The organism is Stenotrophomonas sp. 22692, from assembly GCF_052045015.1.
GTDB classification, from domain to species: Bacteria; Pseudomonadota; Gammaproteobacteria; order Xanthomonadales; family Xanthomonadaceae; genus Stenotrophomonas; species Stenotrophomonas geniculata.
Genome location: NZ_JBQEMR010000028.1, coordinates 25,613 through 36,512, shown reverse-complemented (window position 1 = coordinate 36,512; position 10,900 = coordinate 25,613). Strand labels below are relative to the sequence as shown.

The window sequence follows — 10,900 nt, the reverse complement described above, 5'->3', positions numbered from 1 at the left end:
TATCCCCTCCCCCCCTCTTCCCTCTCTCCTGCCTCCCCCCCCCCCCCCCCCTCTACACCAGCAAGGCAGCGCCGGAACTGACCGGCACTGCCACCGTTACATCAGAAGCGCAGGTCCGCGCGCAGGTACCAGTAGCGGCCACGCGGGATGTCATAGGTCGAAGCGTCGTAACCGTTCAACGAGCACGACAGGCAGATCGGCGGATCCTTGTCGAACACGTTGTTCAGGCCGGCCGTCAGCTGCAGCCCCTTCATCCAGTCGATCTTGTAGCCCACCTGCATGTCATGGAAGGTGGTGGCCGACAGCGTATTGGTGCCCGCAGCCTGGTTGCTGCAGACCGGGAACACGGAAGCGTCACCGCAGTTCTCGGTCAGTTCGGAGATATGCCGCACGGTCCAGTTGGCGCTCCAGCGATCCAGCGTCCAGCCGATGCTGGCATTGCTGGTCCATTCCGGAATCGAGCTGTCGGCCACTTCCACGCCCGGCTTCTGCGGCTGCTTCTGGCCCGCCGCACCGGTGGCTTCGTAGCGACCCACGAAGGTGTTCTTCCAGCCCAGCTTGAACTGACCGATCGAGCTCTGCGGCAACGTCCAGAACAGATCCACATCCCAGCCATCGGTCTTGATCGAACCCAGATTGGTCAGCCGGTTGTTGAAGCTGCTGACCGCGCCGGTGCTGGCACGGGTGATGCCGTTGCAGTAGATCGGGTCCAGCGTGTCCACGCACAGGTCCAGCTGGGTCTGCGCGTTGATTGCCTGGATCGCGCCGTCGATGGCATGGCGGTAGAAGGTCACTTCCACATCGAAGCGCTCCGACCACGAACTGTTGCTGCCAAACCATGGGCTCCACACGAAGCCTGCGCTGAAGCTGCGCGAGCGTTCCGGATCCAGCTCGCGGTTGCCGCCAGTGGTCACCGAGATCTGCGAGTTGGCCTGCTGGAACCCGGCCGGTACGCCCAGCGCAGCACAGTTGGCCGCGCTGCCACGCGGCGGCGTACCGCCCAGGCCCACCGAGCACGGATCGAACAACTGCAGGTCGGCACGCGCGGCCGAGCCGTACAGCTCACCGATCGATGGTGCACGGAAGCCTTCGGCATAGGTCGTGCGCAGCACGAAGTCATCGGTGACCTGCCAGCGCAGGCCGTACTTGGGCGTGAATTCACCACCGAAGGTGGAGTAGTCCGAGTAGCGCCCGGCCAGGCTCAGATCCAGCTTCTTGCCGAAGGTCGAATCGGCGAAGATCGGCACGCTCAACTCCAGATACGCCTCGTTGACGTCATAGGAACCCGAGGTCGGCTGCGACGGCACGCCGTTGTAGTGGCCGGCCACCGTCAGCGGATCGGGCTGGTACGAACCCTCGTACTTGCGATACTCGAAGCCGGTAGCGAACGACACCGGGCCGGCCGGCAGCGTGAACAGGTCGCTGGACAGGTTGGCGGTGAACAGGCTCAGTTCGTTCTGGCTGCGGTCACGCACCACCGGCTGGATCCACTTCAGCATGTCCGGGGTGATCGAACCGACACCGCCGAAGATGTTCAGCGGCACGCAGCCCGGCGTCGCCGCACAGACCGACGGATCGCCCAGCGCCATGTTGACGTTGTAGATGTTGTAGCTACCGTAGTTGGTCTGTTCGGCCTTGTTCTTGCTGTACATGCCGTTGACGTCCCAGTACCAGCTGCGGTCAGCCGCCTGGAAGTTGCCGACGAAGCCGGTGGCGAAATACGTGGTGTCCACTTCCTGCTTGAACACGCGCGCGCCGCCTTCCACCGGGCGGCGGCCGATCAGGCTCAGGTTGTCACCCGAGACCAGGTCGAAGCCGAACGGGTTGTACGGATTGAGCGCGGACACGGTGATGTTGTCGGCCAGCGGATTGCCGGTGGCGCCATCGGGGCCGAAGAACAGCGGCTCCGGGCCGGCCTGGTTGGTCGACTCACGACGGTTGCCCAGTGCCTTGACGTACCACTGCACGTTGTCGGTGATGTCGAAGCGGAACTGACCGAACAGGCCCTTGCGCTCCGAGGGCGTCAGCACCATGTTGTACTCGGCGAAATTGAACCGGTCGGCGCTGGTGAAGCAATGATAGTCATCGGTGCGCGCGCAGCCGGCGCTGCCGTCGTAGCGCGGGTTGCTCACGCCGGTATTGGGCACGATGTTCTGCACCGCGCCGGTGTTCGGGTCGGTGAACATGAAACGACCCTGCGGAATGCCACCGCTGCCGAACGCCAGCCCGGTGCCGGGAATCGGGAAGCGCGACTGCTCGCGGTCCTTGGCAAACACCGGATCCTGCTTGGTCCAGCTGGCGCCCAGGAACAGGCTGAAGCGGTCGCCGCTCTTGCCCCAGGCCAGGTCCACGCCCTTCTGCGTGCCATCGCCCTTGCTGTACTCGCCATAGTTCAGGGTCACCTGGCCGCCATCGAAGTCACGGCGGGTGATGATGTTGACCACGCCGGCAATGGCGTCGGAACCGTACAGCGACGACGCGCCATCTTCCAGCACTTCGATGCGCTCGACGATGGCCAGCGGAATGGTATTGAGATCGGTGGCCGAGCCGACGCCGGATGCGGATGACTCATTGACCCAGCGGATGCCGTCGACCAGCACCAGCACGCGCTTGGCGCCCAGGTGGCGCAGGTCCACCTGCGCCGAACCGGCACCTACACCACTGCCATCGGGGGGGAAGCCGAAGTTGCCGGACGAGTTGAACTTGGCGTTGAGCGCCGAACCGGAACCGGTGAGCTGCTGCAGCACTTCGCCGATCGAGGTCAGGCCGGTGCGTTCGATATCGCCGCGCGTCAGCGTCTGGATCGGCACCTGGCCCTCCACCTCAGCGCGCTTGATGCGGGTACCGGTGACTTCCACCGCATCCAGGTTGGTGGTGGATTGTGCAGCGGCACCCAACGGTGCCAGAGTCATCACGCACAGCGCGACGGCAACCGCCAAAGGGCGGTGGTGCAGGTGATTCATTCGCTCTCTCTCCAAAGGAATGTCGGGACATGGGCCGCCGCACTCCCTCCCTGCATGGCGGCGCCGTCTCCTTTGTAAACAAGTGGTAAAAATCGCGGCGTGATGATCGACACTCTTTCACGCGGAATTGACGCAATTGCAGGCCGATTGCGTCAGATAGCTGCAGGTTATGACCGGACGATACTGTTCACCGCAGGCAGCCTTGATGCAGGCTGCGACAGCGCGCGCCGGTAGCTTCCGCATTCACGGAAAAGGCCTTTGCCGGACCGTTTCAGGAATAGTTTGAAAATTCCTTCATTCAGGAGACCCCACCAGTCGACCCATCGCAGACTCGCACCTCCAGCCATTCGCGGGAGGGCCGAACATGAAAGCAGTGACTGCCGTGCCGGGCGTCACGATGGTGATGACGCTGCTTCTTTCCCTGGCAGGTGAATCGAGAGCAGGCGGCGTGATCGAGTGCAACAACTGTCCCTCTCCCAGCGATGCGGCCTTGGCCTCGGGAGAGGGACTGACGGTTGTGGTGGATTTCGAGAGAGCCGAGTTGACGGCTTTCCACGTTGAACATGACCCTGAGCGCAGAAAGTGGCGAGCACATCCGACCCAGGTTCCAGCGCAGATTGAAATGGCTTTTCTGCGGATCCTGGATGCGACGCTGTCAGCAGGGCAAGCGCCGCTCATGCAGCAATCACCGCATGAGCAGCAGTGAGACAACGCTCTATCGCACGAACGCAATGCGCGCCATGCCTTCGTACTCGGCCGCCGGATCGGTGGCGATGCGCAGCTCCGGCAGGTTGCCGGCATGTTCGCCCGCCTGTGCCTGCAGGCGCGCCTGCAGTTCGCCGATCGCCATCGGCTGGCCGTTCCAGCTGAGCTGGTTGGCAGCGTCCAGGCGCAGCTCGATCGGCGGTGGCGGTTCGGGACGGTCGACCACCCGATCGGTGGCCTGCGGCAATTGCACGGCAATCGGCCGGGCCACGATCGGCGCGGTCACGATGAAGATGATCAACAGCACCAGCATCACATCCACCAGTGGCGTGACATTGATGTCCGCCAGCGGGCCGCTTCTTCCTGCGCTACTGAACGCCATGTGCCGCTCCCTGCAGCCGGGCCGTTCGCCCAAGGCCGACGTTACGACGCCTCCCATCCGCTGCGGCAGTGGCCTGCGCGGGGTCATTCAGCTGTCGTTGCCGACGCTCGGCGTGCACGCAATGCGAAACTGAATTCAGCCATCGCCCGCTATGCTGGTCGCCATGACCCGACGCACTTCAACTGCCCTGTCCCTGCTGCCCTTGGCCACCACGCTGCTGATCGGCTGCGCCAACGCCCAGTCCCTCGACGCCCAGAACGCGCAGCTGAAGGCTGCGATCGCTGCCGCCGAACGCGGCCAGTTCGATCCCGGCCAGGCCGCTGCACTCAGCCGCCATCCGGCTTACGGATGGCTGGAGTACGCCAACCTGCGCCGCAACATCGACACCGTCGATACCGCGCAGGCACAGGCCTTCCTCAAGCGCTATGACGGCCAGGCCGTGGCCAACACGTTCCGCAGCGTGTGGCTGCCCTCGGTCGCACGCCGCCAGGACTGGCCCACCCTGCTCGCCAACTGGGTGCCCACCGACAACGCCGGCCTGCGCTGTGCGCAGCTGACCGCGCGCCAGGTGACGGGCAAGGTCGATCCGCAGTGGATCAGCGAGGCGCAGGATCTGTGGCGCAAGAACGGCAAGTCGCTGCCGGACGGCTGTGATGCCGTTTTCGCCGTGCTGCAGGCGCAGGGTGGCCTGAGCGACGCCCTGCGCTGGGAACGCATCGATGCCGCCGCCGACGCCCAGCAGCCGGCCGTGATGCGCAGCGCTGCACGTGGCCTGCCTGCCACCGAGTTGGCGCTGGCGAACACCTACGCCGCCTTTGTCGACAGGCCCAATGCCAGCGCCCTGAACTGGCCGCGCAACGAGCGCAGCCGGCGCATCGCCACCGATGGCCTGGCCAAGCTGGCCAAGGCCGACCCGGCCGCCACCGAACAGCAGCTGCCGCAGTATGCCCAGGCGCTGGGCCTGAGTGCCGAGCAGCAGGGCCAGGTGCTGTACCAGATCGCACTGTGGACGGTGGCGTCCTATCTTCCCGATTCGGCGCGCCGCCTCAACGCGGTGCCGGAATCGGCGTATGACGAACGCCTGCACGAATGGCGCGTGCGCGAAGCGATGTCGCGCGGTGACTGGCCGGCGGCGCTGACCGCGATCCGCAAGATGGCCAGCAAGCAGCGCAGCGACCCGCGCTGGCGCTACTTCGAAGGCCGCATGCTGGAGAAGACCGGGCAGGCCCAACAGGCGCAGCCGTTGTTCCGCGATGCGGCGCGTGCCCCCACCTTCCACGGTTTCCTGGCCGCCGACAAGCTGCAGCAGGGCTACACCCTGTGCCCGTGGAAGCCGAATGACAGCGCGCAGGCACAGGCAGTGGTCGCGCGCGATCCGGCCATCCAGCGCGCGATGGCGCTGTACCAGATCGACCGCGCCGGCTGGGCCGTGGCCGAATGGAACAGCGCGCTGTCGCGCTTCGATGACACCCAGCGCCGCCTGGCGGTACGCGTTGCGCAGGACAACGGCTGGTTCGACCGCGCCGTGTTCGCGCTCGGCAAGCAGCCGCAGGAACAGCGCCTGTACGACCTGCGTTTCCCGCTGCACCACGACGCCACCATCCGCCGCGAGTCGGCACGCAATGCCATCGACCCGGCCTGGGTGGCTGCGGAGATCCGAGCCGAAAGCACCTTCACTCCGCGTGCGCGCTCGCCTGCCAACGCCATGGGCCTGATGCAGGTGCTGCCGGCCACCGGTGCCGGTGTGGCCAAGTCGATCGGCCTGACCGGCTACGGCGGCGCCGACAGCCTGTACGACCCGGACACCAACATCGCCATCGGCACCGCCTACCTGCGCCAGCTGATGAACAAGTACGACGGCCTGCCGTACGTGACCATCGCCGCCTACAACGCCGGCCCGACCCCGACCGCACGATGGCAGGGCCAGCGCCCGGGCTTTGATCCGGACCTGTGGATCGAGACCATCAGCTACAAGGAAACCCGCGAGTACGTGGCCCGCGTGCTGGCCTTCAGCGTGATCTACGACTGGCGCCTCAATGGCGATGCGCTGCCGCTGAGCGACCGCCTGATGGGCCGCCTGGTGGACAAGCGCAAGAGCTTCATCTGCGCCGCCAACGCCGAGCAGGGCGGCGATTGATCGCACTGCGGTCGTGCCGGCTTCTGGCTGGCACGACCTGGTAGCCATTTCCCGGGGAGGGGAACGCAATGAGCCTGTTGGCCTGGATCGGGATATTCGCCGCCTGGAGCCTGTTCGCCACCTGGGTACTGCGCTGGGGTGGCGCGGCCTGGATGGAAGGCTGGAAGTCGCTGGCCTTCGTCGACAGCTGGGGCAGCCTGTGGGACGAAGCCCAGATCAAGCTGTACGTCCTCTGCCTGTGGATCGTCTACAGCCTATGGTTCCTGGCCGGCCTGTTCGTGCCGGAGTGGCGCGGCCTGCCGTGAGGCCTCAGCATCGGTCGTGCCGGAACATCTGCGCCGGCCATGCGATCATCCCCCCATGAAGATCTATCTTGTCGGCGGCGCCGTGCGCGACCGCCTGCTGCAGCGCTCTGCCGGCGACCGCGACTGGGTGGTGGTCGGCGCCACGCCTGCGCAGATGGAAGCGCAGGGCTACACCGCAGTCGGCCGCGATTTCCCGGTGTTCCTGCATCCGAAGACCGGTGAGGAATACGCGCTGGCGCGCACCGAGCGCAAATCCGGCCGCGGCTATCGCGGCTTCGTGGTCGATGCCGATCCGGCGGTGACGCTGGAAGAAGACCTGCAGCGCCGCGACTTCACCATCAATGCGATTGCCTGCGACGAAGACACCGGCACGCTGGTCGATCCCTATGGCGGTGTCCGCGACCTGGAACAGCGCGTGCTGCGCCATGTCGGGCCGGCCTTCGTCGAGGATCCGCTGCGCGTGCTGCGCGCGGCGCGCTTCATGGCCCGTTTTGCACCACTGGGCTTCAGCGTCGCCGAAGAGACCATGGCACTGATGCGCGAGGTCGCCGCCAGCGGTGAACTGGACGCGCTGGTGCCGGAACGCGTCTGGCAGGAACTGCGCAAGGCGCTGGTCAGTGAACGGCCCTCCGCCTTCCTGCGCACGCTGCACGATGCGCAGGCACTGGGCCCGATACTGCCCGAACTGGAAGCACTGTACGGCGTACCGCAGCGTGCTGAATTCCACCCGGAAGTCGACACCGGCATCCACCAGGAAATGGTCAGCGACATGGCCGCGAAGCTCGCCCCCGGCGATGACCTGGTCGGCTTCGCTGCCCTCACCCACGATCTCGGCAAGGGCCTGACCCCGCCGGAGGAATGGCCGCGCCACATCATGCACGAGCAGCGCGGCATCAAGCCGTTGAAGGCACTGTGTGCGCGGTTGAAGATTCCCACCGAACACCAGCAACTGGCCGAAGCGGTGTGCCGCGAGCACTTGAACGTGCACCGCATCGACGACCTGCGCGATGCCACCGTGCTGGAACTGCTGGGCCGCTGTGATGCGTTGCGTCGGCCGGAGCGCGTGGCGCGTATCGCACTGTGCTGCGAGGCCGACAAGCGCGGCCGGCTCGGCTTCGAGGACGCCGACTACCCGCAGGGCGAAACGCTCAAGCGCCTGCACCAGGCGGCGCTGTCAGTGCAGGCACGTGATCTGGATACCACGCACCTGAAGGGCCCGGCCATTGGCGAGGCGCTGGCCAAGGCGCGGGTGAAAGCCATCGCCGCCGCCCGCTGAAGCACCTGGTGATGCCGGCTGCTGGCCGGCACCGATCGCCCGTCTATCGACGACGCTTACGCGAGAAGTGGTCGACAGCATGAGCACCCAACAAGATGGGTTGCATCAAGAGGAACAGCCATCCACCCAGCCGGAGTGTCTCCACCGGATTGAACCGGGTGATGAACGCAGCTACCAGTGCCAAACCCGCAACAAGGCCGACCTCATAGACCCACAGCGATCGGTTAGAACGCTTGCCCACGATGCTCCTCTCCATTGAACAGGACGCACTTGCAAGCCATCGCCGCCGTCCGGCACCACGGGTAGTGCCGGCCGCTGGCCGGCAACCAGACAATCGCGGGATCAGTGCGCCATCCCACGGGTGATCGCCGCAGCCCGCTGCTTCAGCTGCGCCACCGCATCGGGAATCATCTCCATGCCCACGTCCAGGCCCGGGTTCAGCACCAGGCCGACGCCGTCGCCGATACCGGCCAGCAGCGCGTGCACCGCGATCGGCATGGCATGCGCAAACTGCGGCAGCTGCTCGTGCCACAGGCCCGCGCGCTCGGGGGCGGTGAACACCGCGAACATCGGCTCGCCGCCCTCGCTGGTCAGCACCAGCGGCGAGATGCTCTCGTCCCAGGCGCCATCTTCGCCAATGGCCTTGTCCAGCAGCACGAACGCCGTCGAGGTCAGCAGGCCGTCGAGGAACTGCGACGCGGTCAGCGTGCCGTCCTGGGCCTGCAGCAGGCGCTCCTCGAGGTCGTTGAGGGGTTCGAACGGGGTGTCGTGGTCCATGGTCGGTTCCGGTACGTGATTGCAGGGCAGACTTTAACAGGCCCTGTCCTCAACCGAGGAATCCGTGCCGCCACAGCCAGCCCAACGCCGCCAGACCGGCCACCACCACCAGCATCAGTGGCAGGCCGAAGCGGTGCCGCCACGGGATCGGCACCCCACCCAGCTGCTGGTCCATGGTGTCGGTGTCCAGCACCCAGCCGTGCCCGCACCGGGTGCAGGCCAGCTCATAACGGCGGTGGTAGGTGAACCCGAACAGCAGGTCGATACGCGCCATTTTGTAACGCAACTGCGGTGCGAACTCGGTTTCCGTCTGGCAGCGCAGGCAGTGATGGGCTTCGGTCGGGCCGACGATCAGCACCCGTTCCTGCTGGCCGATCAGCAGCATGGGTCAGCGCGCCTGGCAGGCGGGCTGGGCCAGCAGCCAGGCTTGGGCGGCGGCCAAAGTGGCCGGATCACCCTCGATGCGCTGGTCGGGTTCGATCTTCAAGCCATCGCCACGATCATTGCGGTCCCGCATCACGCTGGTGGTCAGCAGCAGGCGACTGCCATCGGCCAGTGTGCGCACGTTGTTGCCAGTCGAGACCCCTGCCGTCGGCTGGCCGAAGCTGCGCGTATGCGCGCGGCCACGCCACGCCAGTGCCGAGGCCTCGCCCGAACTGCCGGTACGCGGTCCGAACAGCACCGCCACCGGCGCGCCAGGCTGCCGCAGCACATAGCCGGTCTGGCCGAAGTCCAGCACCGGCTTGCCTGCATGCTGCACGGCGGTCGCGGTCAACGTCCAGCGCTCCGGCCCCTGTGCGGTTTCGAACGACCCCACATCTTCGTTGTTCACCACCGAGGTGCGCAGCAGCGGTGCCATGCCCAGCAGCATCGGCCACATGTTGCCACCGCTGTTGTCACGCAGGTCGACGATCCAGCCACAGCGCATGCCGTCGTCCTTGCTACGGATGACCTGCTGCCACCGCGCGGCGCGCTGGATGTTCTGGCGGAACGCTTCCTGTGGCGTCGCGCCGGGCGTGGAGGCATATCCCTCGATGACCAGCCAGCCGATGCGCGCATCCACCGCATCGGCGGCCTTGGCCCTTTCCACGGCGGCGGCGCCGACCTGCTGCGCGCGCGCAAGGGATTCGCTCTGGCGCTGGGTCGTCGTCCATACGCCATGATTGCCCGTGCTGACCGCAATGGCTTCGCGCAGTAACGCCAGCCGCTTCACGGGGTCGCCCTGCACCGATTGCAGTCGTGTGCGGGTTCCAGGCCAGTCCACCCGGTCGCGATACAGCGCCTGCCGTTCAAGCAGGTTGAGGATCTCGGCCTCCGCCTCCGGTGAGGGCACTTCGATTGCCTTGGGCGTATCGGCCATGGCGTTGGCAGCCACCAGCGCGATCACCAGCGCACCAATGCGACGCACTCCCTTGCGAACCTGCATGTGACGTTTCCTTGTCGTTGAGGCAGGCGCACAGCATAGCCCGCAGGTGATGGCTTTCGCCATGCGCGAACTGTCGTATCTGGCCCCGCCGCGGGTTGCAGCAAGACAGCGTGCACGCGATCAGTAAATTGCAACTTTGCCCATGTCATTGCCATGTAGAACGCGAGAAGGTTGCCTCCGTCGGCGCCTCCTGCGCTGGCCGGGATTGGCGTCCTGAATCAAACATCAAAGAGAACGGGTTGCCGTCGTTGCGGCAATCACGACAATGCACCGGCTCGCCTATGGCGGGCGGTGCGTGGGGATCCTCGTGATCCGTCGGCTTTTTTTCTCTTTGATTTTGACCGGCACGCCAACCCGCACCGCCCGCCACCTTGCATGCCGCAGGTGGCCTTGCTCCGTGAGGTTGCCGCCATGAACAAACCCTTCCCCACCTATCCACGCCTGCAGGCACTGCTCGGCGCCGCGTTGCCCGGCCTGCAGCTGTCCACTACGGCAGCCGAAGCGCTGGAAGATGCGCTCACCGAAGCCCACGAACAGGCGCCGCCCTCCGCGTTCTTCGCGCGGTTGCGCGGCATGGCGCGTGGCCACGCAGCCGATGATCAGGTGTGGCGCGAACGGCAACTCAGCGGGGCGCGCGGTCGGGAACTGGCCGAAGCGACGCGCTGCCTGGCGGCAGTGTCTGCGTGTGGGGGCGTGTTGCTGGCGGCGCAGTCGGCGCGCGAGATGGATGATTTGCAGGCGCAGTGTCCGCCACAGGTGGAGGAAGGGTTGCTGCATGCGGTGGTGGTGCTGGCCGATCATGCCGGGGCGCTGGTGGAACCGGATGCGTGCGCACCACTGTTGTAGAACCGCGCCTATGCTCGGCTGCGCGGAGGTCATGGCGTCGGTGGGATTCGTGCCGACCAAGGTCGGCACCTACCAGAGCAACG

At 66.1% G+C, this 10,900-nt stretch carries 10 protein-coding genes; 5 read left to right on the top strand and 5 right to left on the bottom strand.

Translation table 11 applies throughout. From position 1 onward, the window contains the following. Positions 1-101: 101 nt before the first annotated feature. On the bottom strand, positions 102-2,963 hold the full coding sequence (locus tag ACTJJM_RS16150) for a TonB-dependent receptor (RefSeq protein WP_010480916.1): 2,862 nt from the start codon (positions 2,961-2,963) through the stop codon (positions 102-104). A gap of 364 nt (positions 2,964-3,327) precedes the next feature. On the opposite strand from ACTJJM_RS16150, the gene ACTJJM_RS16145 reads away from it, so the two are divergent. After that, positions 3,328-3,669 (top strand): hypothetical protein, encoded by a 342-nt coding sequence (locus ACTJJM_RS16145; protein WP_143050531.1) that lies wholly within the window; start codon positions 3,328-3,330, stop codon positions 3,667-3,669. Positions 3,670-3,678: 9 nt separating this feature from the next. Here the strand turns inward: ACTJJM_RS16145 and ACTJJM_RS16140 are convergent, their stop codons facing one another. Next, positions 3,679-4,050: an ExbD/TolR family protein gene (locus tag ACTJJM_RS16140; protein WP_440865811.1), complete on the bottom strand. Its 372-nt coding sequence runs from the start codon at positions 4,048-4,050 to the stop codon at positions 3,679-3,681. 151 nt (positions 4,051-4,201) lie between these two features. On the opposite strand from ACTJJM_RS16140, the gene ACTJJM_RS16135 reads away from it, so the two are divergent. The 3 genes from ACTJJM_RS16135 (at position 4,202) to ACTJJM_RS16125 (ending at position 7,768) form a co-directional block, all read left to right on the top strand. Next, positions 4,202-6,187 carry a transglycosylase SLT domain-containing protein gene (locus ACTJJM_RS16135; protein ID WP_329840354.1) on the top strand — a complete coding sequence of 662 codons (1,986 nt, stop codon included), beginning with the start codon at positions 4,202-4,204 and terminating at the stop codon, positions 6,185-6,187. Between the two features lie 68 nt (positions 6,188-6,255). Further along, positions 6,256-6,492 carry a hypothetical protein gene (locus ACTJJM_RS16130; protein ID WP_010480922.1) on the top strand — a complete coding sequence of 79 codons (237 nt, stop codon included), beginning with the start codon at positions 6,256-6,258 and terminating at the stop codon, positions 6,490-6,492. A gap of 55 nt (positions 6,493-6,547) precedes the next feature. Beyond that, positions 6,548-7,768 (top strand): multifunctional CCA addition/repair protein, encoded by a 1,221-nt coding sequence (locus ACTJJM_RS16125; RefSeq protein ID WP_010480923.1) that lies wholly within the window; start codon positions 6,548-6,550, stop codon positions 7,766-7,768. A 342-nt stretch (positions 7,769-8,110) separates the two neighbouring features. Here ACTJJM_RS16125 and ACTJJM_RS16120 read toward each other — a convergent pair whose 3' ends face one another. The 3 genes from ACTJJM_RS16120 to ACTJJM_RS16110 are packed head-to-tail and all read right to left on the bottom strand — an operon-like array spanning position 8,111 to position 9,971. Further along, the gene (locus ACTJJM_RS16120) at positions 8,111-8,545 is read right to left on the bottom strand and encodes an SseB family protein (RefSeq protein WP_010480925.1); all 435 of its coding nucleotides are present in this window, start codon (positions 8,543-8,545) and stop codon (positions 8,111-8,113) included. Positions 8,546-8,594: 49 nt separating this feature from the next. Continuing rightward, positions 8,595-8,930, bottom strand: coding sequence for a hypothetical protein (locus tag ACTJJM_RS16115; RefSeq protein ID WP_057502890.1), 336 nt, complete (start codon positions 8,928-8,930; stop codon positions 8,595-8,597). 3 nt (positions 8,931-8,933) lie between these two features. Then, positions 8,934-9,971 (bottom strand): S41 family peptidase, encoded by a 1,038-nt coding sequence (locus ACTJJM_RS16110; RefSeq protein WP_241874795.1) that lies wholly within the window; start codon positions 9,969-9,971, stop codon positions 8,934-8,936. Positions 9,972-10,382: 411 nt separating this feature from the next. On the opposite strand from ACTJJM_RS16110, the gene ACTJJM_RS16105 reads away from it, so the two are divergent. Continuing rightward, entirely contained in the window at positions 10,383-10,817 is a 435-nt protein-coding gene (locus ACTJJM_RS16105; protein ID WP_241874794.1) for a hypothetical protein, read from the top strand. Positions 10,818-10,900: the final 83 nt, after the last annotated feature.